Origin of the sequence: Ruegeria meonggei (genome assembly GCF_042768335.1) — a bacterium.
Taxonomy (GTDB): Bacteria; Pseudomonadota; Alphaproteobacteria; order Rhodobacterales; family Rhodobacteraceae; genus Ruegeria; species Ruegeria meonggei.
In genome coordinates this window covers 3,989,982-4,016,464 of the sequence record NZ_JAXHBT010000001.1, presented here as the reverse complement: position 1 = coordinate 4,016,464, position 26,483 = coordinate 3,989,982, and the positions used below count along the sequence as shown (strand labels likewise).

The window sequence follows — 26,483 nt, the reverse complement described above, 5'->3', positions numbered from 1 at the left end:
TTTGGCGAGGGGCAAGCAGGTGGTGCACAGCCGCTCTGCGTTTATGCAGAGGTCAGTAGAAACTTTGCGGGTCAATATCCACTGTCAGCCGGATATCGCCCTTCAGCCGCAAAGGCGCGATCCAGCGGGCAATCGCGTCTTGAATCGGCGCACCTTTGGGGGCCTTGATCAGCAGACGCACGCGGTGTCGCCCTCGGATACGAGCGATGGGCGCTGGGGCCGGGCCAAAGACCTGCGCGCCGATTTCGCGCAAAGGGGCATCATAGCGGGCCATCGCATTACCGATATCGAACACCGGCCCGACCTCGGGGCCCGACAGCACGATCCCCGCCATCCGCCCGTAAGGCGGCACGCCCGCGGCCTGTCGCCCGGCTGCTTCGGTTTTCCAGAACCCTTCTTCATCGCCCGAGAGAATGGCCCGGATCACCGGGTGTTCGGGCTGGAAGGTCTGCAACAGCGCCTGCCCCGGCTTGTCCGCCCGGCCCGCGCGCCCAGCCACCTGCCGCATCAGCTGGAACGTGCGTTCCGCCGCGCGCAGGTCGGCACCATGCAGGCTGAGATCGGCATCAATCACGCCCACCAAAGTCAGCTTGGGAAAGTTATGCCCCTTGGCCACCAGTTGCGTGCCGATGACGATATCCGCGTCACCTTCAGCAATCTCTTCGATCTTGGCCTTCAGCGCCCGGGCCGAGCCAAACAGATCGGAGCTGAGCATCGCAATCTTGGCCTCGGGAAAGGTCGCCTCAGCCTCTTCGGCCAGCCGTTCGATCCCCGGCCCGACCGGGGCCAGCTTGCCCTCAACCTGACAGGAGGGGCAGACTTCGGGCATGGGTTTGGTTTCACCGCATTGGTGGCACATCAGACGTTTGAGGAACCGGTGCTCAACCATCCGCGCGTCGCAATGGTCACAGGCGATCTGTTCCCCGCAGGCCCGGCACAGCGTCACCGGGGCATAGCCGCGGCGGTTGATGAACAGCAAAGATTGTTCGCCCCGTTCGATCCGCTGACGCACCGCCTGCCGCAGGGACGGAGACAGCCACGTTCCCGTCTGCATCTGCTCGGCCCGCATGTCGATCGGCTTCATCTCGGGCAGGACGGCCACGCCAAACCGCGAGGTCAGATCAAGCCGCTCATACTTGCCCGCCTCGGCGTTGGCCCAGCTTTCCAGCGATGGCGTGGCGCTTGCCAGTATCACCCGCGCGCCACAGATCGCTGACCGCAGGACCGCCATATCGCGGGCGCTGTAATGCACCCCGTCTTCCTGTTTGTACGAGGTGTCATGTTCCTCATCCACTACGACCAGCCCCAGATTTCGGAACGGCAGGAACAGCGCCGACCGCGCGCCGACCACCAGTTGCGCATCACCCTGCCCGACCATCCGCCAGACCCGGCGGCGTTCCGTCATCGTGGCACCCGAATGCCACTCGGCCGGGCGCGCTCCGAACCGGGCCTCGACCCGTGTCAGGAACTCGGCGGTCAGCGCGATCTCGGGCAGCAGTACCAGCGCCTGCCGACCCTGGCGCAAGGTTTCGGCCACCGCTTCCAGATACACCTCGGTCTTGCCTGATCCGGTGACGCCTTTCAGCAATGTGGTGCCATAGTTACCGGTCTGTTGCCCCTGTTGCAGCCGCCCGACCGCCGCTGCCTGATCCGCAGTAAGGTCCTTGCCGGGCAGATCCGGATCCAGATGCGGATAGGGCAGATCGCGCGGACTGTCTTCTTCCCGGACCGCCCTTTGCTTGACCAAGCCTTTGACAACCGAAGAGGTCACCCCCGCCTGCTCCGCCAGTTCCTTCAGTGTAAAAGCCAACCCGCCATAGTCGCGCAACACCTCCAAAACCCGGGTGCGCGCATCGGTCATTCGGTCAGGCTCACCATTCCCCAGGCGGTAAATCTTGCGCATCGACGGAGGATCACTCAGCCCCGGTGCGCGCGTGGCAAGGCGCAGCATCGCGGGTATCGGTGTCAGCGTATAATCCGCCACCTTGCCCAGAAACAGCCGCATCTCTTCGCGCATCGGCGCCACTTCAAGCACCCGGATCACAGATCTGGCCTTGCTCAGATCAAAACCACCCTGCCCCGGCCCCCAGACCACGCCCAGCACCTTGCGGGGGCCCAAAGGCACTTCGACAAAGGCACCCAGAAAACACCCACCCTCGGGCGCTTTGTAGTCGAGCGTCCGGTCCAGCGGCTGCGTTGTCAGCACCGCAACTTGCTCTCCTTGGTCGAAAAATCCGTTAGCGCTCACGGCATATCCTTCGCAGGGGGTTCCAGCATGGGTCTCTTTGAGGTAAAGCCATCCGCGACCAAGGCCAACCCATCAAAGGACTGCCCGCATGAAATTCTTCGTAGACACAGCCGAGATCGACGCCATCGCCGAACTGAACGATCTGGGCATGGTGGATGGTGTGACCACCAACCCGTCGCTGATCCTCAAATCAGGTCGCGACATTCTGGAAGTGACCAAAGAAATCTGTGATTTGGTCGATGGCCCCGTCTCGGCCGAAGTTGTCGCAACCGAAGCTGATGACATGATCGCTGAAGGCCGCAAGCTGGCCAAGATCGCGCCCAATATTGCCGTCAAAGTGCCGCTGACATGGGCCGGCCTGAAAACCTGCAAGGCGCTGTCGGATGAAGGCCAGATGGTCAATGTCACCTTGTGTTTCTCGGCCAATCAGGCGCTGCTGGCTGCCAAAGCGGGTGCGACATTCATCTCGCCCTTCATCGGCCGTCTGGATGATGTCAATCTTGATGGCATGGACCTGATTGCCGACATCCGTCAGATTTACGACAATTTCGGGTTCGAGACTGAAATCCTGGCCGCATCCATCCGCACCGTGAACCATGTCACCGACAGTGCCCTTGTTGGTGCCGACGTGATCACAGCGCCGCCTGCCGTCATCAAAAAGCTGGCCGACCACCCGCTGACCGACAAGGGTCTGGAAACCTTTTTGGCCGACTGGGCCAAGACCGGACAGAAAATCCTCTGACACCCTACGCGACCGCGCGGCGCCCACAGGCGCCGCGCCTGGCCCAACTGCAAGACTGATCCCATGATCAGGGAATTGCAGGCGGGAGCCTTTCCGCCACAGCGGCCCGGGAAATCCACTTTTGCGTGTATTTTTCCCAAGGCAAACCTTGCAAATCATGTTATAAGCCGCCCAACAAAAAAAGACCGGACAGGACATGAGCAGTAACACCAAACTTAAGGATAATCTCCGCGCCGCGATTCTGGCCGAGCCGGACGCAGTACTGGACGACAAGGATCTGATGCAGGCGCTGGTTACCGCTGACGAAATGGCGCGCGGTGACAATGTGATAGATCTGCGCGGCATCGCCATGCAGCGGCTTGAGACGCGACTGGACCGGCTGGAGGACACCCACCGCTCGGTCATTGCCGCCGCTTATGAAAACCTCGCCGGCACCAATCAGGTGCACCGCGCCATCTTGCGCCTGCTGGAACCCATGGAATTCGAAGGCTTTCTGCAAGCACTCGGCAGCGATGTGGCTGAAATCCTGCGGGTCGATCATGTCACGCTGGTTCTGGAAACCACGGCCCTGCAGGAAGACCCTGCCATCGAAAAACTGGGTGGCGTGCTTACCGTGGTCGAACCCGGCACAGTCGACGCCTATCTCAGCCTTGACCGGGGCGGCCCCGCGCGTGAGGTCATTCTGCGCCAGATTCAGCAACATAGCCCAAGGATTTTTGGCCCGATCGCAAGCCAGCTTCGGTCTGAGGCTTGCCTCAGGCTTAATCTGGGCGAAGGCCGCCTGCCCGGTATGATTGTGATGGGGGCCAAAGATGCCAACCATTTCACCCCGCAATTGGGTACTGATCTCTTGACCTTCTTCGCTGGCGTCTTCGAACGCTCGATGCGTCACTGGTTGTCGTGAGTTTGATCTCCCCAGCCTGCCGCGATGCTTTGCAGCATTGGCTGGACAGTCTGGGGGCCTTGGCCGGAAGGTCAGAAAACACACAAACCGCCTATCGCGGCGATGTCACCGAATTCCTGTCCTTCATGACCTTACATCACAGTGAGCGTCAGGGGTTGGCGGCACTGGCCCGGATCACCGTGTCGGACATGCGCGCCTGGATGGCTGATCAGCGTGCCGCGGGCGTGGGCGCGCGGTCGCTGGCCCGCAAGCTGTCAGCGGTCAAATCCTTCTATCGTTGGCTGTCTGAACGCGAAGGCTTTGAACCCACAGCCGTGCTCTCGACCCGGGCACCAAAATTCACCAAAAAGCTGCCGCGCCCGCTGGCCGAAGACGCCGCCCGCGCCATGATCGACACGGTCGAGATGCAATCGACCAATGACTGGGTTTCTGCCCGCGACGTGGCTGTGGTCACGCTGCTTTATGGCTGCGGGTTGCGCATATCCGAGGCCCTGTCTCTGACCGGGACTGACGCACCATTGCCTGCCACGCTGCGCATTGTAGGCAAAGGTGACAAAGAGCGGATCGTTCCCGTCCTGCCAGCAGCCCAGACAGCTGTAGAGCGTTATGTGCAGCTGTGCCCGCACCCGCAAGCCCCAGACAAAGCTCTGTTTCGCGGCGTTCGTGGCGGCCCGCTGAACCCACGGGCCATTCAGGGCGTGATGGCCAAAGCGCGCATGCAACTGGGTCTGCCAGCCACCGCGACACCGCATGCGATGCGCCACAGCTTTGCCACGCATCTTTTGTCGGCAGGGGGCGATTTGCGCTCTATTCAGGAATTGCTCGGGCATGCATCGCTTTCGACAACGCAGGCCTACACAGCCGTCGATACCGCGCGCCTGATGGAGGTCTACAACCGCGCGCACCCCAAAGCTTGACTCCCTGATACATCGTACCATCACACATTCTACAAGGGCCGGGATTTTGGTTTGCATCTGCGGCACGCATCGTCCAAGAGACAGGCATGACACTTAGATTCAAAGCACTTTCCGTCCATTTGTTCACCGCCACCGGTGCCGTTTTTGCGATGCTGGCCATGCTGGCCGCGGTCGAGGAAAAGTGGAGCCTGATGTATCTTTGGCTGGTAGTGTCGTTTGTCGTTGATGGTATCGACGGTCCGCTGGCGAGGCATTACCATGTCAAAAAGAACGCACCCGAATTTGATGGCGTGCTGCTAGATCTGATCATCGATTACCTGACCTATGTGTTCATCCCGGCCTTTGCCCTGTTTAAGTCAGGCCTGATGGACGGGTGGACCGGCTGGTTTGCCATCATCGTCATCACCTTTGCCAGCGCCATGTATTTCGCTGACACGCGAATGAAAACAAAGGACAATTCCTTTTCCGGCTTTCCGGGATGCTGGAACATGTTTGTCATTGTGATCTTCGCGCTTGAGCCCAATTTCTGGATCATTCTGCTGCTGGTTTCGCTGTTGTCTCTGGCGATGTTCCTGCCGTTGAAATTCATCCACCCTGTCCGGACCGAACGCTGGCGTTCGCTGTCACTGCCGATGGCCTTCGCCTGGACCTTCTTTGCCGGCTGGGCGGCCTGGGTGGATTTTCACCCCGAAAGCTGGGCGCATTGGGGTCTGGTCGTCACCAGCCTGTATCTGGTCTCGGCCGGGGTTGCGCAGCAGGTGTTCCCGCAGCGCAAGGGTTAGGATTACAAGATTTCCTGCACCTCAAACTCGGTTCCGTTATGGGTAAACACGTCCCCTTCTTGCAGTCCGACCATGGCCAGATAGATCGGGCTTTGGGTTGAGATACCCATATAGGTCTTTCCATCCACCTCGAACCGTGTCGTCGAGACACAAACAACAAATCGTCGGTTGTTGAACTTGATCACTGCACCCGGCTGCACCGTGTCGGTCAACGCGAAATCGGTGTTTTCGATCACGTCGATCTTGGCGTGATGGGCGTGCACAGGCGCATCAAACGCCGCTGCCAGATCGGCATTCTCGCGCGAGGCGGCGATGTCGTCTTTGTCATGCCCTTCACGGTCATCCAACTGAGAGTCCTTTAGAAACGCGTCGTAATGGGCCTGAGCGGTCGCCAGCTCTTGCGCTTCCAGCGACATCAGGCGGTCAATAATGGCCTTCTTGCGGGTGGCCGGGTCTGTTTGAGCAGTCATTCAAAGCGGTCCTTCAAATTCTCTATTTGATACAAGTTGGGACTCAAACAGCGGGATTGCAACAGATTTAAGCCGATCAGATCAGCAGACCCGCAGCCCTCTCATGGCGCAACAACGCAACCTTGGTCTCGATCCCGCCATCGCCGGAAAACCCACCCAGACTGTTTGCAGCCAGCACCCGGTGACAGGGGATGATCACCGGAATGGGGTTTGCACCGCAGGCCCGCCCCACAGGCTGAGCGGGTTGACCCAGTTCCCTGGCAATATCGCCGTAGGTCCGCGTCTCGCCCAGAGGGATGGCAAACATCAGGTCACAGACGCGCTGCTGAAACTCAGACCCACCCACGCGATAAGGCAGATCAAACCGGTCCAGACGCCCCTGATCATACGCCGCCAGTTGTGCGGCAGCTTCCTGCAACAACGGTGTGTCCGGCGCATCGTCTTGCCCGTTCCAGACAAGGCGCGTTATTGCACCGTCGGTTTCTTCGACGCCAAGGCGTCCAAACTGGGTTTCCACTGCGATCATCGCCATGGATGCAGCGTTTCAGATCGCAGGAACCGGCGCAAGCGCTGAACGAAAAAACCCCCGGCCGTTGGGCCGGGGGGTTGCAGGGTTTAGCTCAGCGCGTCGTTGCAGCGCCCGCACACGCCATTATGGGCGTGGCGGCCCACATCCGGCAGGATTTTCCAACACCGCTGACATTTTTCGCCCTCGGCCTTTTCGAACACAACCGCGACGCCCTCGATCTCCGGTACGCGGAACGCCTCGGCCGGGGCCGGATCTCCGGTGACGGTCAAACCGGACGTGATGCACATGTCATCGACGTCAAACGTTGCCAGAAGATCGCGGGTTTCACCATCTTCGACATGCACGATCGGTGCGGCCTCAAGGCTGGAACCGATGACCTTATCCTGTCTCTGAACCTCGAGCGCGGCAGTCACAGCGCGGCGGACTCGGCGGATCTTGGCCATACCCGCCTCAAGCTCGGCGTTGCGCCAGTCGGCAGGCGTGTCCGGGAAGTCCACCAGATGGACCGAGCTGTCATCACCCGGGAAGCGCTCCAACCAAACCTCTTCCATAGTGAAGACCAGAACCGGGGCCAGCCAGGTGGTCAGGCGGTGGAACAGGATATCCAGAACGGTACGGGCCGAGCGGCGGCGCAGGTTGTCACCGTCGCAATAGAGCGCATCCTTGCGCACGTCGAAATAGAAGGAAGACAGGTCGACCGTGGCAAAGGTGAACACCGCACTGAACACGCCTTGGAAATCGAAGGCGGCATAGCCCTGGCGCACCTGCTCATCCAAATCGGCCAGACGGCTAAGCACCCAGCGTTCCAGGCGCGGCATATCTTCGGGCGCAACGCGATCGGCTTCAGAGAAATCTGCAAGCAAGCCCAGCATGAACCGCATGGTGTTGCGCAACCGGCGATAGCTGTCGGCGGTGCCTTTGAGGATTTCCGGCCCGATCCGCTGATCGGCGGTGTAATCGGTCTGCGCCACCCAGAGGCGCAGGATATCGGCGCCGTATTGTTTGATGACCTCTTCCGGCACGATGGTATTGCCCAGAGATTTGGACATCTTGTTGCCCTTGGCATCCAGCGTGAACCCATGGGTCACCACGTTGCGATAAGGTGCGCGGCCCTTGGTGCCACAGGCCTGCAGCATGGACGAATGGAACCAACCACGGTGCTGGTCAGTGCCTTCCATATAGACATCGGCGATACCGTCCTCGGTCCCGTCCTCGCGGTCACGCAGCACGAAGGCGTGGGTCGAGCCGGAATCGAACCATACGTCCAGAACATCGAACACCTGATCGTAATCGTCAGGGTTGGCGATTCCGTCCAGCACCTGTGCCTTGAACCCGTCGCTGTACCAGATATCCGCGCCGTCTTTTTCGAACGCGGCCTTGATGCGGGCGTTGAGGTCTTCGTTGCGCAGCAGGTAATCTGCGTCGGTCGGCAGAGCACCCTTTTTGGTAAAACAGGTCAGCGGCACACCCCAGGCGCGCTGGCGCGACAGAACCCAATCCGGGCGTGCTTCGATCATCGAATACAGACGGTTGCGACCGGTCTGAGGGGTCCATTTCACCAACTCATCGATGGACCGCAGGGCGCGTTCGCGGATGGTGTCGCCCATACCGCCCATACCATCATCCAGCTTGCGGTCGACCGAGGCAAACCACTGCGGCGTGTTGCGATAGATGATCGGAGCCTTCGAGCGCCAGGAATGCGGATAGCTGTGCTTGATCTTGCCACGGGCCAGCAGCCCGCCGACCTCGACCAGTTTGTCGATGATGGCTTTGTTGGCGTCGCCTTCGCCGCCCTTGCGGGACAGGATGTATTTGCCGCCAAAGAACGGCAGATCAGCGCGGAAACCGCCGTCATCCATCACGTTATAGGTGATGACCTGTTCCAGCATGCCCAGATCACGGTACAGCTCGAACTCCTCCATCCCGTGCGATGGCGCGCAGTGGACAAAACCGGTGCCTTCGGTATCGGTCACGAACTCAGCGGCACGGAAATCGCGGATGTCATCCCACTCGCCTTTACCGCCCTCGGCCCCGGCCAGCGGGTGGGTCAGTTGGACGCCCGCCAGTTCATCCGTGGTCACATCACGGACACGGGTCCATTGATCATCGTTCAGGCGGGCACGACCCAGCACGTCAGCGGCCAGATTGTCAGCCAGCAGGAACTTGTCGCCTACAGCGGCCCAGCATTCATCCGGTGCGCCAGTGACTTCGTACAGCCCGTAAGAGATGTCTTTGCCATACACCACCGCTTTGTTCGACGGCATGGTCCAGGGCGTGGTGGTCCAGATCACTACAAAGGCATCATTCAGATCGCCCGCATTCACGACCTTGAACTTCACCCAGATGGTGAAGCTTTCCTTGTCGTGATACTCGACCTCGGCCTCGGCCAGCGCGGTTTTTTCAACCGGTGACCACATCACGGGTTTGGAGCCCTGATAGAGCGTGCCGTTCATCAGGAACTTCATGAACTCATCCGCGATCACGGCCTCGGCGTGGTAGTCCATGGTGATATAGGGATCAGGCCAGTTGCCGGTGATGCCAAGACGTTTGAATTCCTCGCGCTGGACGTCGATCCAGCCCTCGGCGAACTTGCGGCATTCCTGACGGAAGTCGACGATGTTCACCTCGTCCTTGTTCTTGCCCTTCTTGCGGTATTGCTCCTCGATCTTCCATTCGATGGGCAGGCCGTGACAGTCCCAGCCAGGCACATAGCGGGCGTCGAACCCCATCATCTGATGGGAGCGCACGATCATGTCCTTGATGGTCTTGTTCAGCGCGTGACCGATATGCAGGTGACCGTTGGCATAGGGCGGGCCGTCATGCAGGGTAAAGGGCTTGCGGCCCTGTTTTTCACGCAGGCGGTCATAGACGCCGATTGTCTCCCACCGCTCCAGCCAGTTGGGCTCGCGCTTGGGCAGGCCTGCGCGCATAGGAAAGTCGGTTTTGGGCAGGTTCAGCGTGTCTTTGTAGTCAGGGGTTTGGGTCGTGTCGGCGCACATTGGGGGCGTCCTCAGGATGATCTGGTCATGTATGGATCGAAGCGGTCAGTGCGAATTCTCAAGCACCTTTGCCCGGCGTCTCGCGATATCAGAGCGCCGGGGATATAATTCGAATAATGATGGCCAAACGGTCAAGCATGGCGGGCTTATAGGACGCCCGCCCTCAATGGTCCAGTGGTTCCGCCTCCTGCGACGCATAGCGCAGCTTGGCCCATCTGTTCAGCCATGCCAGACCCGCCAGCGAGAGGCCCAAAGCCAACAGCGAAAAGACCCGGATCAGACCACCAAGCCCGGCAATATCGATCAGGAACACCTTGGCCACTGCCAGCCCGATCACGATCAATCCGGCCTTGCGCATAACGCCCGACTGGCGTGCCAGGGACTGATAGAACAGGCCTGCACCAATTGTCAGCAGCGCCATTGTATAGGTGTACAACTCTGCCTGGGTCACGCCGTTACCTTCAAACATCCCCCCAGCCCCCTGCCACATATGGCGGATCGTCAGCCCAAGCCAGACAGCGGACAGCGCCCCGGCCAGTGCATAGCTGGCCTGTTTCAACCACACCGGCGTCGCCGCGATGCGCCATGCCGAAAAGGCGATTGCAACCGCAGGCAACAGATAAGCCACCGCAAGTGAGTTCAAAACCGGTGGGCCCAGCACGGGATCGGACAAGGGGTTGATCACAGGGTTCGCCTCTGACAGAGCCTGCACCAGCCTTACAAGGCCGTGGCCTGCAAAAAACACCGCCAACAGATACCGCACATAGGTCAGCCTGCCGCCCAGCGCAAACCTTTGGACCTGCGCATACGCCAGCAACAGCCAGATCACGGACAGCAGACCAAGACCCCAATGACTGTCTTTTGCGCCGCCCTCACCGAACCCCTCGAGCCAACGCAACAGCAGGAGTGACAACAGAATTCCCGCCGTGGCCCAGGCCGCGCTTTCCAACAGCAATTTGGCAACCGGACGCTGCAGTGGTTTCAGCAAGATCCAACCCGACAGGAACCCTGCCGTGGCTGTTGCATAGACCAGTGTCATTTCCGTCAGTGGCGCAGTGTCAGCCCAATCCAGCCCCGGGTTCAGAACCAGGCGCACAGTCACCGTGAACACGCCAGCCCAGATGAACCAGCTCATCGGTGGCAGGATGAATTTGCGATCCAGCGCCGCGGCCACGACGACCACTGCAACCAGCGCAATGGTCAGCGCGGCCGAGCTGAGCACGATGACACAGGCGAAGCTCAGGCAGGATAACGCGGATAAGGTCGCCAAGGCTGGGCGCATCCGGTTGTCACCGTCGAGCCGGGCGAAACGTTCGGCCAGGATGACCATCAGCGCGCCCAGCCCAGTCGCATGAAGCGCCCATGGATAGGCACCGATAACTTTGGCGGGATGCCAGCCGACCTCTAATGCGATGGCCATCATCGGCGCATAGATTGCCGCCGCCCCGGCCCAGATGGCCGAGAACGCCTTGGCCTGCATCGAACGCCAAGCCGCAAGCACCGAGAGCAGCGCGCCCAGCCCGGCCAGTACCGTGACGACCCACGGGAAATCAGCCTCTGGCGTTTCGGCATAGGTGTCCGCAAACAGGCGCAGGGTCATCCCGTTGTCCAACCCGTGGCCCAAGACAAACCAGATCAGGCCAAGGGCGGGCAATACGGTTGCGTCCTGCAATGCGGTTGAGTCTTTGGCCCACAGCAGCAACGCAAGTGTGAGCCCCGACAACAACACGACACTCAGCCAGAATTCGCCAGCGGAATCCGGCCAGTGCAGCGCCAATATCGCCGAGCTGACAGCCACCGCGCCAAAAGCCAGACGGGTTGGAAACTCGGGCCAGGCCTCTCCCTTTTTGCGCCAAAGGACCTGCGTGATCATCGGACCGCCGTGATCGGGCCAGACCCGCCGGACCGGGATCGCCATGGCAATCACTGCCAGCGCAGTAACGCAGGTCAGGTAAGCAGGTTCGGTCAGCGGAGACGACATCACCAGCAACAGGCACGCAGAATAGGTCCCAATCAACGTCAAAACCGAAATCCACGCCCAGCGCCGCACTGTGTCTATGCCCAACCCCAGAACAGCGATCACAAAGAAGTACCCGAAAAGCCAGCCGGGATCGTCTGATGCTCCGCCCACGACGAAGGGGGCTGCGAACGCGCCGATCAGACCCACCGCTGCCAGCAACGGCCCGTGAAACCATCCCAAGACCAGCCCCATGAGGGCAACACAGATCATCGCGATCAACGCCGCCTCGGGGCCGATCAGGTCATAGAGCTGCCGGGCGGCCAGAATGCCCCCGAACAATGTCACCAACCCCGCACCCGAGAAGACTGATGGCAGATACGCGGTGGCTGTTTCTTCGTTGTCACCAAATCTGCGCCTGATGAATTCTCCGGCGCCGATCAGGGCGGTGCCAAATCCCAATGAGGCCATTACACGTGCGGTTGGGGGCAACAGGCCATTATCCACGCCATATTGCACCAGAAAAATACCCGCCATGGCAAGCGACAGTGCCGAGACCGCGTAAAACCAATTCTCTCGCAACCAATTTGCCAGGGTGGTCAGTCGATCTTCGCGAAACACAACGGCGGCCGGTGGGGTTGGGTCGGGCGCTGCTCTGGTCCGTGGATCGTTGAGCGCAGCATCGACGGCCTTGGTCTTGGCGGTAGACCAAGGGGCAGGTTTTGTTTTTTGGTTCGGCCGTTCCTCGGGATGCGTTTGGGTAGGCTCTGACAGGTCTGCGGGGGCATCACTGCTCAACAATTGGATATGCTGTTCAAGCAGCGCTAGCCGGCGGCGCAGACGTGCTTGCCCAACCAACAGCACAATGATGGTCACCGGGATGGCCAAAACAATCAATCCGACTAGAACAAGCAGGGATTCCAATGGATCCTCCGGGATAGCTGCGCAGTCAGGGTACCTGAGGCGCTGAGTCGGTAACAGTCAGAAATACCAGCAGTTTCAGCCTATCACCGGCCGCGCAATCATCAGCCAGATGATGGCCAACACAGCGGCAAAGGCAGGGAATCCACAGACCAACCAGATACGGAACAGCCGATAGTATCCGACAGGCAGCGCAGTTCCCGCGTCAACGCTGGCCTGTGCCAAGCGGCGCATCCTGACTTGAATCCACACAACCGGCAGCCAGAACACGCCGGCCACGATATACAGCCCCAGCGAGGTCAAAACCCACCCTTCGGTCAATGACCACCCGAGCCGCCATGCAAGCAAGGCACCGGTTATCGGCTGTACAATGACCGCTGTCGCTGTGAACAGCATATCGGCCAGCACAACTGTTCCGGCGGTTTGCGCAATAAACCGAGCGTCGCCAGACCGATGCGCCATAAGCATGAAAAACGCGATACCGGCACCAGTGCCCAACAGGACGCAGGCGCCGATGACATGTAACCAACGCAATATCAGATCAGGGTCCATCAACGGCTCTGCAACAAAGGCCAGGCGACAAGCGGCAGGACTATCGCCGGTAGGATTTTGGTCAACGGCCCCAGCGGGTCCAGCCACAAATCAGGCACCGCGAAACTTGCGGCCAGTAAGTAGAACAGAGCAACCCCGCATTGCGCCAGACAGGCCCGCGCGGCCCAGGGGCGCCACAGGATGGCCAGCCCCAATGCGATATCGATGAGGGACCAGAACAGGACACTTGTGGTCGCCATCCCCACGCCCCACCCTGCGTTGGTCAAAACGGCCGCGGCCTGGGACAACCCGACAAGGCCAAACACGCCAGAGAGAACCCAGAAAACGCTCAACACCGCGACGACCAGCGGCATCAACAACGCCATCCGTGCCGACAGCCTGTGTTCGCGCGCGCAGGTCAGGCCCGCGTATATCTCGGGCAAGGTTTCAAGCGATTGGGCAGAGGCCGTCTGGTAAGGCGCAGGGTTTCCAACCACACCTTCTGCCATGAGGGTCAGTGCGTTTCGACGCAGCGGTGAACGCCACCCCAACCAGCCCAGCGCATCTGCGCAGGCGGCGACCGACGCTGTCAGGAATGCAGGCATGTGTATGGTGACCCGGGCGGTCGGGAATCCCATCCAGCGGCGTGTTTCCTCCAGAACCTCAGACAGCGGGGCGGGTTCATCTTCAACCAGATCATATGCACCTTGCGGCAACTCTTTGGCCACGGCGGCCGAGACTGCGTGGCACAAATCCGGCATGCCCACGCACTGCACCGGCGTTTTCGGGTATGCGACGGGCTGCAGTAACGGCACAGCAGCCAGCATGCGCAGCAGCGCGGTTCCGCCATAGTCGGATTGCCCAATCACAAGGCCGGGTCGGAAGACCCACAATGGTATTGCGCGCGCCCCAAGCGCCGCATCCCCGGCAGCTTTGGTCCGCATGAAATCCGTCCCGGCATCGGCGGTTGCTCCTATTGCCGAAATCTGCACGACTGCGATACCGCACTGTTCGCAGGCTTTCCCCAATGCAGCAATCGCGGTGTGATGCACAGCCTCAAGATCATCAGCTGGCCCATCCTGCAAGGCACCCGCACAGTTCACGACGCAGCCGATACCGGACAAGGCAGCAACCCAATCCTCAGGTCGCAGACAGGCGCGCAGATCCCCTTGCACCAGCGTCACATCCGGCAAAACCCGTGCCCCGGTTGCGCCACTGCGCACAAAGGCTGACACCTGCGCGCCCTCCGCCCGCAGAGACCGCGTCACGGCGGCTCCGATAAACCCATAAGCCCCTAGTATCAGAACGTTTTTGCCTGAAAGCCGCATGCGTTGCACAATCTCTGGTTCGTTTGCGCCAGATTAGCGGTTGCGGCCAGCATGACCAGCAGTTCAAGACAATCTGCGACAATCTTGGCCCCTAAGGGTGAAAGAGCGAACCAACAAGATAGGCGATCAGGGCCGCCGCCCCTCCGATCAAAAAGGTCTCGACCCCTGATCGCCACCACGGCGACAGAGACCAGCGGCTTTTCAGCGCCCCGATGGCAAAAAATACGCCCATCGTCATCCACGTAGACACGGCAAAGGCCCGATCCATCGAAAACAGGAACGGCAATAGCGGGACCATACCGGCCACAAGAAAAGCCAGAAACGTGGCCATTGCGGCCTTTAGCGGATGTGGGTCTACACTGCCCAACCCGTATTCGCCTTCGATCATCAGATTGATCCAATTGTCATGATTGGCCGTGATCGCGTCCGTGGCATCGTCCAGAACCGGCCCGGACAGCCCCTTTTGCAGCAAAATCTCACGCACCTCACGGCGTTCGCCATCCGGGTGCTGTTCGATGTGGCGGGCCTCAATTGCACGAATACGGCGGATATTGTCCAACTCGGCCTTGGTGCCCGAGTAGTTCCCCGCCGCCATCGAGAACCCATCCGCCAACACATTGGCTAAACCCAACGCCACAATGATGAACGGCGACAACCCTGCCCCGGCCACACCTGCCACAATGGCAAAGGTGGTGACCGACCCGTCGACCCCACCATAAACGACGTCCCGCAACACCCCTCGACCTGGGGGCGCATTGATCCGCGCGGCGACTTCCTGTTGGCTGTGTCCGTGTTCGGTCATGGCTGGCTCCATCCTCGTTATGGACGGGACCGGGTCATCGGGCTTTGCGTCAGGTCAAGTTTTCGAAAACAGCCCGCTGAGGGCGCGTTTGACCATCCCGCGCGTTGATGGCTTGTGCCGAGCCGAGAAGGGCAGCGGACGACAGACCTCCATTGCTGCCACGCCGACCCTCGCGCTTAGCGCGCCGTTCACCAGCCCCTCGCCAAAACGACGGGACAATTTGCTGAGGACAGACCCCCCCAAAACCGGCTCCAACAGGTCGTCGCCTACAGCGACAGCCCCGGTCGCAACCAGATGAACAAACACGGCCCGCGTCAGCCGCCAACTGCCCAGAAATCCCGCCCGCCCACCGTAAATCTCAGCTACACGTCGGATCATCCGCAACGAAGCCGCCAAGGCGGTTACTACATCCGCCAGCGCCAATGGCACCAGCGCGGTAACAGTCGCAACCTGCCGCGCGGCGGCCTCTACCTCGCGGCTGGCGGCGGCGTCCAGAGGAGCGAGCACCTCGTCCTCGGCCAATGCAATCAGGCCTGAGGCATCGAATTGCTCTCCTATCCGTTCTGTCAGGCGATCGCGGCCCCATTGGGTTTCCGCCCGGCCTTTGTAAAAGGCAATCAACCTGTTGGTCACAGCACGGGCCTGCGTCAAATCACGCTCGGCCAGAGCGGCGTCCGCAGCACGGCGCATCCCGTCGACGCGGGACAGGCGGCCAATGGCGGCCAGCTCACGCACGGCAATAATCAGCGCGACTAAAACAAGCGCTGTAACCAGACCGGTTACAATCCACCCCAGAATTGGGGACCGCAGCAGCAGCGCATTGACAAAATCCCACGCCGCAACGGACACCACTGCGCCGATCACAGCCAGAGCCAACCCCCAAAACCACCGTGACAGCGCCGAGGGTTTGCGCGCGGCCATTCGAGCCGCCGCCTGCATCGCCTGCCCTTGCGGCTGTGCGATGTCTGGCACTGGCGGGGCCTGTGCCACGTCCACAACGGGTTCTTCTGCGTCGAGATCAATCAGTACCGGACCTTTAGCCATCTGCAGCCCCTTTCCGGTGCCAGACATATTTGACGTCCGGCAAGTTTTCATCATTGTCTGCCCCATCGCTGTGGGCAATTTCGGTAAAGCCGTTGCGTTCATAAAACCGGCACGCGCCATCGTTGGCTTGAAACGCGAACAGCGAAAGCTTTGGCTGTTTGGACTTTGCGTGATCCAACAGGCGTTGCCCGATCCCCTGCCCGCATTTGGGCGGCGTCAGATACAGCGAATGAATTTCGCCCGCTTTGAGCGCCAGAAACCCAACAACCCTCTCGTCGGTCTCGGCCACGGTGACCCAACCCTGATCAATCATGTATCCGCAAAAGGCGATGGTTTCGGCACCAGAGTGCAACTCTGGCATCCAGTCGTTTTCGCGCGAGAAAGCGTGCAGGATCCCTCCGACCGCACCGGCGTCTGTACTGCGCGCAGGCCTGAGAATGACATTCACAACCGATCTCCGATCAGAAACTGCGCCGCGCGATCCAGCCGGATATGCGGTGGCCCGTCGCCCGGGCGCAGGGTCAGATGAGCCGGGGCAAAGGACATATAGCCAAAATCCTCGTCCAACCAGCTTTCGGCCCCGTTGCGCGCCGGCCCCAAGAGATGCGCGGGGTCTTCGGGCAGATCACCGGGGTAAAACGCCGCCTGTCTGCCTTCTAGCAAGGTGCCACGCACGCAGGGCAGTTCAGCTCCGTCATGGGTGCGGATTTCCTCGGTCGTTGCGCGCAATGACGCCAGAGACAGCGCCGCTGTTTCCGCCCCTGCAAAGCTGGCGCGGTCGCGGGCGTCGCGGGTCAGGGCCTCCATGATATGGGTCAGGCGCGGGTGTTGCTGGTGGTGCAGATGATCGGCTTTGGTGGCGGCAAACAGGATCCGTTCGACCCGTTTGCCCAGCAGCAATTGGCTAAGCCACGCGTTGCGCCCCGGACGAAAGGCCGACAGGATATCTCCCATGGCGCGACGCATATCTTCAACTGCTTGTGGGCCCTTGTGGATCGCGCCCAGCGCATCGACCAGCACCACCTGCCGATCGATCCGGGAAAAGTGGTCACGAAAAAACGGTTTGACGACCTGAGATTTGTAGGCCTCGTACCGCCGCGCCATCTCACGGTGCAGGCTGTGCCGGGGAGCGGGGCCATCAACCGGCAAGGGCGCGAATGTCAGCACGGGCGATCCCGCCAGATCACCCGGCAGCAAAAACCGCCCCGGTGTACAATCGTAAAACCCGGCATCCCGCGCCGCGTTCAGGTAGATCGCAAACTCTTTGGCAAGAGCCTGTGCTCTGGGCTCGTCATGCGCCTCGGCCGGATCGGTCGCCTTGGATTGGGCCAGAAAGGTCGCAGCCTCTCCACGGCTGGCAAGGCGTTCCAGCGTTTCGGCCGACCAGTCCTCGTAGGACTTGTCCAGCAGGGCCAAGTCCAACAACCACTCGCCCGGGTAGTCCACGATATCCAGATGGACGGTCCGCGGCCCCTGAAGCCCGGCCAGCATCCCGGCGGGACGAGCCTTGAAAGACAGGCGCAGTTCCGACACCGCGCGGGTGCTGTCTGGCCAATGCGGTTCCGGCCCGGACAGTGCCGCAAGGTGGTTTTCATAGTCGAACCGCGGCACCGTATCGTCAGGCTGCGGTTGCAGGTACACGGCGTTGATGCGCCCTTCCTGCTGCGCGGCAAGACCTGGCATCCGCCCCCGATCCAGCAGGTTTGCGACCAAGGACGTGATGAACACCGTCTTGCCCGACCGCGCCAGACCGGTGACACCCAGCCTTATCACCGGCTCGAACAGCGCTTCGGACACGCGGTCGCCCACGGATTCAACGCCGCGCGCAAGACTGTCTGCCAGAGAAGAGATGACCAAGCCGCCGCCCCGCTTTTATCGTTTCGCTCAAGATAGGTAGAGGTCGCCGCACATACCAGCGCTTTCCCGCTCTTGCTCACTTGTGCACGGCGCGGTACCAGCAGCCCATGCCTAGATACGCGCTGAAAGTCGAATACCAGGGGGAACCGTTTGCCGGGTGGCAGCGGCAAAAAGATCAGCCATCCGTGCAGGGGGCGATCGAAGAGGCGTTGTCGCGGCTTCAACCCGGCGACCATACTATTGCTGCGGCTGGCCGTACCGACGCAGGTGTGCATGCCCTGGGCCAGGTGGCCCATTGCGATCTGATCAAAGACTGGGACCCGTTCCGCCTGTCCGAGGCACTGAATTATCACCTCAAGCCGCAACCGGTGGCCATCATAAAGACGGCACGCGTGGATGATGACTGGCATGCGCGGTTTTCGGCGCTCGAGCGGCAATACCTGTTCCGCATTCTGATGCGCCGCGCACCCGCGACCCATGAGGCCGGGCAGGTGTGGAGGATCAATCACTCGCTGGATCTGGCGGCAATGCAGGCGGGGGCCGATATGCTGATCGGGCGGCATGATTTCACCACTTTCCGCTCGTCCATCTGTCAGGCCGCAAGCCCGGTCAAAACGCTGGACGAATTGCGGGTTGAGCAGGTTCAGGGTTTTTCTGGCCCCGAGGTGCACTTCCACGTCCGCGCCCGTTCGTTCCTGCACAATCAGGTGCGCAGCTTTGTCGGCACACTGGAACGCGTCGGTGCCGGTGCCTGGACGCCCGAGGATGTTCGGGATGCGCTAGCCGCCGTTGACCGCACAGCTTGCGGGCCTGTTTGCCCGCCACAGGGGCTGTATCTGGCGCGGGTTGGCTATCCGGATCCGGTCTTCGACTAGATCGCACGCAACAGCAGACCGCCGGCAATTACGGCTATCAACAGCCCCGCAACCAGTTCGATCGTCGGTGCAAGCACCGCTGCAAACCGCGTAGCCGAGGCCGAGGCAAGCAATCCTCCGCGCAAACCAAACGAGGTCCAGCCGACCAAAGTCGTCACCGTTGCCGTACCCAGCGCCATGGCAAACGCGCCTGCGATGCCAACCATCGCAATGCCCATCTGCCAAGTCAGAATCAGCACAAACAGCGCCCCGGTGCAGGGGCGTGCTGCAATTCCCACGATCAAAAGCACCGCTTCGCGCAGACTGCCGACCTGAGCCACCTCATCGACTGTTGGGCCATGGCGATGGCCGCAATCTGAACAGGAACCGCCACCGTGATCATGGTCGTGGTGATGCGCATGTTCAGTTTCGCTCTGACGACGTTTTGCAAAGCTGCGGATAGCCCGGAACACCAGCCACAATCCAATCGCAGCAATGGCTCCATAGCTGATCGGCGCCATGACCTGCTCGGTCGTGCCCACAAGGCTTTCGCGCGACATCTGAAAAACCAAAACCCCGGCATAGACCAGAACAACAGCCGTAACCGCCTGTCCCAGACTGGACAGCACACTGATCGCAGACAGACGCAGGAAGGCAACGCGACGCCCCAGCCCGTAGCCTCCGATCAGAACCTTGCCGTGGCCGGGGCCGATAGCGTGGAAGAACCCATAGGCAAAACAGACAGTCAAAAGGGTCGCAACCGCCTGTGGTTGTTCGGCCCGTGCCGCACGCAAGGACCGGGCGATCTGATTTTGAAATTCGCGTTGTTCCCCCGCAGCCCAGGCGGCCAGGTGATCAAACCCACCGCTGCCCCAGAACCACAGCAGCAGGGCAATCGAGACCGCAACCGGAAAAATCAGGTACTTGGACATGCAACGAAAATCTCGGTGGCAAAGTTTTCACCGACCAGCGGAATATCGTTTTCCTCAAGGTCGTAATCGGCATCCAACGTCAGCAGAAAAGCCTGCATCTGTGCCAACTGCCCGTCGATATCGGGTTCGATCCGGGTGATGTCGCAGGACACTGGCCCTGACACCGTGACCGGGCGGGTCACTTCGTAAGCAATATAGAAAGTCTCATCAAAAGCTTTGGCCCTCAGATCGGATGCAGGCACCGCGCCGCCTTCAACTGCGCGCAAATGGCTGGTCACGATGCGCCCGTCCTCGGATGTGGCGCTGGCGTCCTGTGGGCCTGACAATGCCACCTGTGTATCGCCGGACCAAACAATCAGGTCGCCGTTGTAACCTTCGACCCATTGCGCATCAAAGCCGGACAAAAACTGCTCTTCGCTTTCGGTCAGCACACCATCTGCGTCCTGATCCAGCTTCATGTCTTCCAGCACCAGAAGCGAGTAGAACTCATCATAAGCCCAGGTCACACGAATATGGGTCAGGTGGCCGGTTTCGTCCACAATGAGCTCCAACCCGGTGTCGATGAAGACATGGGGATGTGCCAGGGCCGGGATCGGCAGGCAGCAGGTCAACAGGGTCACAATCCAGCGCATGGGCGAAAGATAAGGCCTCTGTCAGCCCCCCGCAATGTGAATTGCAGATGCCGCGCAGAAAGCGGCCATCGGGTCAGCCCGGAGGAAACAGAACCAACGTCTGCAGTGCCGTCCCAACCGGGCCTTCGGTGTCATAGAGAATCGATTGTGACATACCGATCCCAGACCTCTGCCAGTGACAGACCGAATTCGAGGCCAGCCAATCCGACACTGGTTCGCGGTGAATCTGCATCGTCAGATCGGTGTTCATGAACCCCATCTCGGTCGTCGGCGCATTCCACGAGATTCCATTACCGCAATCAGCCAATGGGCACAGGGCCTGAATCGGCGACTGCGGCTCATCTTCCAGCAAGGCGGGCGTACGCATCCAGACCGTTTTTGGTCCGACACCCTGATTGCCGCCCTTGGGGTACAGCACCTCGGAATGCGTGGCAAAGCCCGGCAGGTCGTGCCGGGTTTCACCAATTGGAAAAGGTCCCATCACGGCATCCTCCAGTCGTGGAGCGGACATCGCCACATTCGGAACCGCTCCAAGATCCCGGCGCACCAGGTGCATCGTGGTCGCGGTGGCGCACAGAGTGTCATCCAAATCATGAACAGTGACCCGCGTGGTCGCCAGCGTCTTGGTGTGGCGCGTGGTTTCCGCAGCCACGCGCAGACCCGCCAGCGGCAGAGGGCGCAACAGATCAACCGTCAGCCGGGTCAGCATTTTGTCCGGCCCAATCTCGGTTTCAGCGGCCCGCACAATCAGGCCGCTGACCGGACCGGCATGACAATGATCAGCCGACCACGGACCGCGCGCAGGGTCATTGCCGACAAAGGCGCCGTCTGCACGCAGGTGAAAATAGGCCTGTCGGATCTGGCCTGGGGCCTTAGTCATCAGCAGCCTATACCTTTTCCTGCGTGTGTTTTTTCAACTCGGTTCGCGCCACCTGACGCCGATGCACCGCATCAGGGCCGTCAGCCAGCCGCAAAGTGCGCACATGGGTCCAGGCAGCGGCCAGAGGCGTATCCTGGCTGATCCCTTGGGCCCCAAACATCTGCGCGGCCTCGTCAATCACCTTCAGCGCCACCCGCGGGGCCACGACCTTTATCTGACTGATCCATGGTGCAGCCGCGCGCGCATCGCCCTGATCCATGAACCAAGCTGCTTTCAGGCACAACAGACGGGCCATCTCGATCTCCATCCGACATTCCGCGATGATGTCGTAATTCGCACCCAGCTGCGCCAGCTTTTTGCCAAACGCCTCACGTTGCATCGAGCGTTTGCACATCTGTTCCAGCGCGATCTCGGCCTGCCCAATTGCGCGCATGCAGTGATGGATGCGACCGGGCCCAAGACGCCCCTGCGCAATCTCGAACCCGCGACCTTCGCCTAGCAGGATGTTCTCGGCCGGCACCCGGACATTCGTGAATCGGATGTGCATATGCCCGTGCGGCGCATCATCGTGACCATAAACCTCCATTGGGCGCAGAACATCGATCCCCGGCGTGTTAGCCGTAACAACAATCATCGACTGGCGTTTGTGCTTGGGCTGTTCTTCGCCTGCTGTGCGCACCATCACGATATAGACCTGACAGCGTGGGTCCCCTGCGCCAGAGGCCCACCATTTCTCACCGTTCAGAACATAATCATCCCCATCCCGCACACAGGACATCGCAACATTTGTGGCATCTGAAGACGCGACATTCGGTTCTGTCATCAGGTAAGCCGACCGAATCTCCCCCTCAAGCAGAGGTTTCAGCCAGGCCGCCTTCATCTTTTCGGTTCCATAGCGCTCAAAGACTTCCATGTTGCCGGTATCAGGCGCTGAGCAGTTGAAAACCTCGGCCCCAAGGGGCGTCTTACCCATTTCCTCGGCAAAAAAGGCGTATTCAACCGTGGTCAGGCCCAGGCCCTTGTCGCTGTCGGTCAACCAGAAATTCCACAGGCCTGCCGCCTTAGCCTTGGCTTTCAGACCTTCGAGGATTTCCGTCTGCCGAGCCGTGTATTGCCAACGGTCACCTTTGCCGACTTCGGCCTGGTACTCTTCTTCCAGCGGCATGATCTCGGTGCGGATCATATCTGCCACGCGTTCAAGCATCGCGCGACTTTCATCGCGCAGGCCGAATGACATATTCATGGGTTTTCCTCCTTCGGCCCGGCGACCGGGCTTTACCTTTTGTCCGAGAATGACTTAGCTGCGGTGAAGATGTCCAGTTGGGTGACGGCACGTCAATACAATCATTTTGAGAGGGAGGAGGCGCACCATGGCGTTGTTGATCGAAACCGGGCTGACCGATTGGATAAGCGACGACGACATTGCCCACGATGTTCGGCAGCAACACCCGGACATGGATGTGCGAACCCCGGCCACCCTTGGTGATGCCAATGAGGTCACTATGGTTGCTGTCGTTGGCCTAAGCGACGATCACCCCAAACGCCTGCCCAACCTGCAACTGGTGCAAAAGTTGGGCGCCGGGGTCGAGACGATCGTGAGCAACCCAAACCTGCCGTCCCATGTGCGCGTTACACGTCTGAAACCGGATGCACCGGCGCAAGAGATTGCCGAGTGGTTTGTTGCCTACGTCCTACGTCACCAGCGCCATATGGCCTTTCACGAAGCTGCCCAGCGCCGCGCGGAATGGGTCCCTAAAGCCCCGCTATATGCCCCCGAAACGGTGGTAGGCGTGCTTGGGCTGGGCCATATTGGTACGCGCAGTGCCGCAATGCTGCGGGCGGTTGGATTTCAGGTCATGGGCTGGAGCCGCTCCCCCAAGCAAATCGAGGGCGTCACCTGCCTGCACGGCAACGCGGCGCTGCCGGAATTGCTGGGCCAATGCGACCATGTCTGCTCCATTTTGCCGTCCACGCCCGAAACCAACGGCCTTTTCGACGCCGGGATGCTGGCGGCGATGAAACCCGGCAGCCAGTTGCTGAACGCAGGTCGCGGCGATTTGATCGACGAAACGGCCCTAGCCGCCGCCCTGAACAACGGCACACCGGGCCATGCGGTGCTGGATGTGACCTCAACAGAACCGCTGCCGTCGGACCACCGGCTATGGGCGCATCCCGGGGTCACGATCACTCCTCACGTCTCGGGCTGGCATCTGGGCGAAGCGCTCACGGATGTGGGCGAGAATTTCAGGCGGCTGAGCACTGGCGACCCCTTGCTGCACGAGGTCGACCGGGCGCGCGGCTATTGAACCCGTATCAGGGCGTCAGGATCCAATTGCCGCCGGCATCGCGGCATCGGCGGGTCCTGACCTCACGCGTTTGCTCGGCCCCTTCTGGCTGAATAAAGTGCTGCAAATGCACACAATTGTCGCGCACGTCCCGAACACGAATAGTACCTTTCGAGCCGGTCGTTTCGTTCATCCACGTGCTTTCCGTACCCACCTGCGGCGTGCCGCTGGCCAGCATGGCATCCGCCGTCGCATTCACGACGCTGAAATCCTCGGGGCTCAAACCCATTTCCGCGATGATTCGGGACAGCGGCTTGGCCTGAACGGCCGCAGCCGCTCCTAACAGGGCAACCGCCATCAGTGTAGAAGAAATCCAGGCTTTCATGATCGCCTTACCTCGCTGAAATAGATTTGCATTCAAGAATATACTGGCAACGCAGGCGGGCCAAGCCCCGTTACGCGACCTTCAAATTATCCCGAACAAACCTATCGCAATCCGGGCGCTAGGACCGGCAGATTAATCCCCCCATAGTGCCCAAACCACGAAGCAGAGGCACCCTATGGCACATCCATCCTATTACGCACCCACAGGCGGACACCCCGGTCAGGACCAGCTGTTGACTGATCGCGCCATGTTCACCGATGCCTATGCCGTGATCCCCAAAGGCACGATGCGCGACATTGTCACCAGCTTTCTGCCGTTTTGGGAAAACACCCGCCTTTGGGTCCTGTCCCGCCCCCTCAGTGGATTTGCCGAGACGTTTTCGCAATACATCATGGAGGTTCAGCCCGGTGGCGGCAGTGACCGTCCCGAAATTGATCCTCAGGCACAAGGCGTGCTGTTTGTGGTCGAGGGCACAGTGACGCTGACCCTTGGCAAGGATGTTCATGTGCTGGAGACAGGCGGATATGCCTATATTCCCCCAGGATCGGACTGGGCCTTGCACAACCGCGCCCAAGACACCGCCCGGTTCCATTGGGTCCGCAAGGCCTATGAGACGGTTCCGGGCCTGGATATCCCTGATCCGATCATAACCAATGAGCGCGACATCGCCCCCACTGAAATGCCCGGCACCGAAGGGCGCTGGTCAACGACCCGTTTCACCGACCCTCAGGACCTGCGCCACGACATGCACGTGAACATCGTCAATTTCGAGCCTGGCGGCGTAATTCCCTTTGCCGAAACCCATGTGATGGAGCACGGGCTTTATGTGCTGGAAGGCAAGGCGGTTTACCGGCTCAATCAGGACTGGGTCGAGGTTGAGGCCGGCGACTATATGTGGCTGCGCGCTTTTTGCCCTCAGGCCTGTTATGCGGGTGGTCCGGGGCGATTCCGCTATCTGTTATACAAGGATGTGAACCGTCACATGCCTCTGACATTGTCCAAACGCTGAAGCCAAACAGGCTTTTTCCGCCGCAGGGGTTCACACAAGAGCTTGAATCTGGTGAAATAACCTCGGCATTTTAACACTGGAGATTGTTCAATGGTACTGCGTGGATCGATTCTGGCACTGGTCGCCGTCACTGGCCTGACGGCGTTTGAGGCAACCCCGGTTGCCGCCAAGGAAGAGACCAAATCGGTCTTCAGCATGAGCCGCACCTGGGCCGTCACGCAGGTCTCGGACTCTCCGGTGGTGTATCGTGCCACCCGCGACAACAACAATCTGAACCCCTTTGGCCCGCCACCGCGTCTGCGCACGGTTCAGGCTATCGCAGCGATTCAGCAAGCCACAGGGTGCAAGCCGATCGTGGCCAGCATGTATCAGAACATTTCGGGCCAGTTCTTCTCGCAGGTCAGTTGCAACTGACTTGGGCGGCGGCTTGGGCATTGAGGTCTGATGGGCTCGCTGCCATAGCTTGCGCATGAAACTCGCGATTAACGGATTCGGCCGTATTGGCCGCACGATCCTGCGGCAGCTGCTGGCTTTGCCGTTGGGTCAGGATATTGAGCTGGTGCTAATCAACGATGTCGCTCCACTTGAAACCTGCGCTTATCTTTTCAAATACGACAGCACTTTTGGCCCCTATCCCGGAGCGGTCGAAACCGGCACCGCGTCCATCATCGTTGATGGGCACACTATACCGGTCACCCATAGCCCGGATCTGTCCCGCGTTGATCTGACCGGGGTCGATGTTCTGATGGATTGCACCGGGATTGCGCGTACTTCGGACGTGGCCAGCCAGGGGCTGACCGCCGGGGCAAGCAAAGTTCTGATCTCTGGCCCGTCGCCCGCGACCGAGGTAACCATCGTTCTGGGCGCCAACGAGGACCAGCTGGGGGACGCGCGGATCGTATCCAATGCGTCCTGCACCACCAACGGGCTTGCACCGCTGGTCAAGGTTCTGGACCGGATCGGAGGCATCGCTGCGGCACATATGACCACCATCCACTGCTACACCAACAGTCAGCCGATGGTCGACGCACCGCGCGGCGATCTGGCCCGGTCCCGCGCCGGGGCGTTGTCTATGGTGCCCACCACCACCAGCGCAACGCACCTGATTGATGAGGTCATGCCCCATCTCGCAGGCCGTATCTCGGGCGCCGCGGTGCGCGTCCCCACCGCTAGCGTTTCTGCCGTCGACCTGATCGTGACACTGGAACGGGGGATGTCAGAAACTGCTTTTGATACGGCTCTGCGCGAGGCCGTTGCACACTCATCTGTTCTGGGTTGGACCGACCAACCCTTGGTCTCTTCAGACCTCCGTACCAGACCAGAGTCCCTTGTCCTTGCAGGTCCCGAGACGCGAATGGTGGGGAAAAACCAAGTTCGCGTTTTTGGATGGTATGACAATGAATGGGGTTTTTCCGCGCGAATGTTGGACGTCGCCCGCCTGATGACCAAAAGCTAAGCGGACCGCAGCGCACTGC

Annotated in this window: 25 protein-coding genes; 9 read left to right on the top strand and 16 right to left on the bottom strand. The window is 60.4% G+C overall.

Going from position 1 to position 26,483, the window contains the following annotated elements:
• Positions 1-52 precede the first annotated feature (52 nt).
• On the bottom strand, positions 53-2,248 hold the full coding sequence (locus tag SJY13_RS20030) for a primosomal protein N' (protein ID WP_377193474.1): 2,196 nt from the start codon (positions 2,246-2,248) through the stop codon (positions 53-55).
• A gap of 88 nt (positions 2,249-2,336) precedes the next feature.
• Here SJY13_RS20030 and fsa point away from each other — a divergent pair, with 88 nt between their 5' ends.
• The 4 genes from fsa (at position 2,337) to SJY13_RS20010 (ending at position 5,593) form a co-directional block, all read left to right on the top strand.
• Positions 2,337-2,990: a fructose-6-phosphate aldolase gene (gene fsa, locus SJY13_RS20025; RefSeq protein WP_377193472.1), complete on the top strand. Its 654-nt coding sequence runs from the start codon at positions 2,337-2,339 to the stop codon at positions 2,988-2,990.
• A 196-nt stretch (positions 2,991-3,186) separates the two neighbouring features.
• A complete protein-coding gene (locus SJY13_RS20020) occupies positions 3,187-3,894 on the top strand; it encodes a DUF484 family protein (RefSeq protein ID WP_085824226.1) in 708 nt (235 codons plus the stop codon).
• A complete protein-coding gene (locus SJY13_RS20015) occupies positions 3,891-4,811 on the top strand; it encodes a tyrosine recombinase XerC (protein ID WP_377193470.1) in 921 nt (306 codons plus the stop codon). Before SJY13_RS20020 ends, SJY13_RS20015 begins: the two co-directional genes overlap by 4 nt.
• Before the next feature lie 86 nt (positions 4,812-4,897).
• Positions 4,898-5,593 (top strand): CDP-alcohol phosphatidyltransferase family protein, encoded by a 696-nt coding sequence (locus SJY13_RS20010; RefSeq protein WP_085824228.1) that lies wholly within the window; start codon positions 4,898-4,900, stop codon positions 5,591-5,593.
• A gap of 2 nt (positions 5,594-5,595) precedes the next feature.
• Here SJY13_RS20010 and SJY13_RS20005 read toward each other — a convergent pair whose 3' ends face one another.
• From SJY13_RS20005 to SJY13_RS19960, 10 genes are all read right to left on the bottom strand, one after another.
• The gene (locus tag SJY13_RS20005; protein ID WP_377193468.1) at positions 5,596-6,063 is read right to left on the bottom strand and encodes a hypothetical protein; all 468 of its coding nucleotides are present in this window, start codon (positions 6,061-6,063) and stop codon (positions 5,596-5,598) included.
• A gap of 76 nt (positions 6,064-6,139) precedes the next feature.
• The gene (locus SJY13_RS20000; RefSeq protein WP_377193466.1) at positions 6,140-6,595 is read right to left on the bottom strand and encodes a methylated-DNA--[protein]-cysteine S-methyltransferase; all 456 of its coding nucleotides are present in this window, start codon (positions 6,593-6,595) and stop codon (positions 6,140-6,142) included.
• A gap of 83 nt (positions 6,596-6,678) precedes the next feature.
• The gene (gene ileS / locus SJY13_RS19995; RefSeq protein WP_377193464.1) at positions 6,679-9,591 is read right to left on the bottom strand and encodes an isoleucine--tRNA ligase; all 2,913 of its coding nucleotides are present in this window, start codon (positions 9,589-9,591) and stop codon (positions 6,679-6,681) included.
• Between the two features lie 163 nt (positions 9,592-9,754).
• The gene (locus SJY13_RS19990) at positions 9,755-12,472 is read right to left on the bottom strand and encodes a DUF2339 domain-containing protein (protein ID WP_377193462.1); all 2,718 of its coding nucleotides are present in this window, start codon (positions 12,470-12,472) and stop codon (positions 9,755-9,757) included.
• 75 nt (positions 12,473-12,547) lie between these two features.
• Positions 12,548-13,021: a DUF2269 family protein gene (locus SJY13_RS19985; protein WP_377193460.1), complete on the bottom strand. Its 474-nt coding sequence runs from the start codon at positions 13,019-13,021 to the stop codon at positions 12,548-12,550.
• The gene (locus SJY13_RS19980; RefSeq protein WP_377193458.1) at positions 13,021-14,328 is read right to left on the bottom strand and encodes an SDR family oxidoreductase; all 1,308 of its coding nucleotides are present in this window, start codon (positions 14,326-14,328) and stop codon (positions 13,021-13,023) included. The genes SJY13_RS19985 and SJY13_RS19980 overlap by 1 nt, the downstream gene beginning before the upstream one ends.
• A 91-nt stretch (positions 14,329-14,419) precedes the next feature.
• On the bottom strand, positions 14,420-15,130 hold the full coding sequence (locus SJY13_RS19975; protein ID WP_377193456.1) for a VIT1/CCC1 transporter family protein: 711 nt from the start codon (positions 15,128-15,130) through the stop codon (positions 14,420-14,422).
• A gap of 54 nt (positions 15,131-15,184) precedes the next feature.
• Positions 15,185-16,174: a YcjF family protein gene (locus tag SJY13_RS19970; RefSeq protein WP_377193724.1), complete on the bottom strand. Its 990-nt coding sequence runs from the start codon at positions 16,172-16,174 to the stop codon at positions 15,185-15,187.
• Positions 16,167-16,622, bottom strand: a complete 456-nt coding sequence (locus tag SJY13_RS19965) for a GNAT family N-acetyltransferase (RefSeq protein WP_377193454.1) — start codon at positions 16,620-16,622, stop codon at positions 16,167-16,169. Before SJY13_RS19965 ends, SJY13_RS19970 begins: the two co-directional genes overlap by 8 nt.
• Entirely contained in the window at positions 16,619-18,031 is a 1,413-nt protein-coding gene (locus SJY13_RS19960) for a YcjX family GTP-binding protein (protein WP_377193452.1), read from the bottom strand. Before SJY13_RS19960 ends, SJY13_RS19965 begins: the two co-directional genes overlap by 4 nt.
• Before the next feature lie 107 nt (positions 18,032-18,138).
• Between SJY13_RS19960 and truA the strand changes: the two genes are divergently transcribed.
• The gene (gene truA, locus SJY13_RS19955; protein ID WP_377193450.1) at positions 18,139-18,906 is read left to right on the top strand and encodes a tRNA pseudouridine(38-40) synthase TruA; all 768 of its coding nucleotides are present in this window, start codon (positions 18,139-18,141) and stop codon (positions 18,904-18,906) included.
• On the opposite strand, the gene SJY13_RS19950 is transcribed toward truA, so the two are convergent.
• The 4 genes from SJY13_RS19950 to SJY13_RS19935 form a co-directional block, all read right to left on the bottom strand.
• Positions 18,903-19,817, bottom strand: a complete 915-nt coding sequence (locus SJY13_RS19950) for a nickel/cobalt transporter (RefSeq protein WP_377193448.1) — start codon at positions 19,815-19,817, stop codon at positions 18,903-18,905. The genes truA and SJY13_RS19950 overlap by 4 nt on opposite strands.
• Positions 19,802-20,449: a DUF1007 family protein gene (locus SJY13_RS19945; protein WP_377193446.1), complete on the bottom strand. Its 648-nt coding sequence runs from the start codon at positions 20,447-20,449 to the stop codon at positions 19,802-19,804. Before SJY13_RS19945 ends, SJY13_RS19950 begins: the two co-directional genes overlap by 16 nt.
• A gap of 73 nt (positions 20,450-20,522) precedes the next feature.
• Entirely contained in the window at positions 20,523-21,329 is an 807-nt protein-coding gene (locus SJY13_RS19940) for a thioesterase family protein (protein ID WP_377193444.1), read from the bottom strand.
• A gap of 7 nt (positions 21,330-21,336) precedes the next feature.
• Positions 21,337-22,572 (bottom strand): acyl-CoA dehydrogenase family protein, encoded by a 1,236-nt coding sequence (locus SJY13_RS19935; RefSeq protein WP_377193442.1) that lies wholly within the window; start codon positions 22,570-22,572, stop codon positions 21,337-21,339.
• Between the two features lie 127 nt (positions 22,573-22,699).
• Here SJY13_RS19935 and SJY13_RS19930 point away from each other — a divergent pair, with 127 nt between their 5' ends.
• The gene (locus tag SJY13_RS19930) at positions 22,700-23,635 is read left to right on the top strand and encodes a 2-hydroxyacid dehydrogenase (protein ID WP_377193440.1); all 936 of its coding nucleotides are present in this window, start codon (positions 22,700-22,702) and stop codon (positions 23,633-23,635) included.
• A 7-nt stretch (positions 23,636-23,642) separates the two neighbouring features.
• Here the strand turns inward: SJY13_RS19930 and SJY13_RS19925 are convergent, their stop codons facing one another.
• Complete coding sequence (locus SJY13_RS19925) at positions 23,643-23,999, bottom strand: hypothetical protein (RefSeq protein WP_085824243.1); 357 nt, start codon at positions 23,997-23,999, stop codon at positions 23,643-23,645.
• A 175-nt stretch (positions 24,000-24,174) separates the two neighbouring features.
• On the opposite strand from SJY13_RS19925, the gene SJY13_RS19920 reads away from it, so the two are divergent.
• The 3 genes from SJY13_RS19920 (at position 24,175) to SJY13_RS19910 (ending at position 26,464) form a co-directional block, all read left to right on the top strand.
• The gene (locus SJY13_RS19920; protein ID WP_377193438.1) at positions 24,175-25,008 is read left to right on the top strand and encodes a bifunctional allantoicase/(S)-ureidoglycine aminohydrolase; all 834 of its coding nucleotides are present in this window, start codon (positions 24,175-24,177) and stop codon (positions 25,006-25,008) included.
• 90 nt (positions 25,009-25,098) lie between these two features.
• Positions 25,099-25,422: a hypothetical protein gene (locus SJY13_RS19915; RefSeq protein ID WP_377193436.1), complete on the top strand. Its 324-nt coding sequence runs from the start codon at positions 25,099-25,101 to the stop codon at positions 25,420-25,422.
• 55 nt (positions 25,423-25,477) lie between these two features.
• On the top strand, positions 25,478-26,464 hold the full coding sequence (locus tag SJY13_RS19910) for a type I glyceraldehyde-3-phosphate dehydrogenase (RefSeq protein ID WP_377193434.1): 987 nt from the start codon (positions 25,478-25,480) through the stop codon (positions 26,462-26,464).
• Positions 26,465-26,483 lie beyond the last annotated feature (19 nt).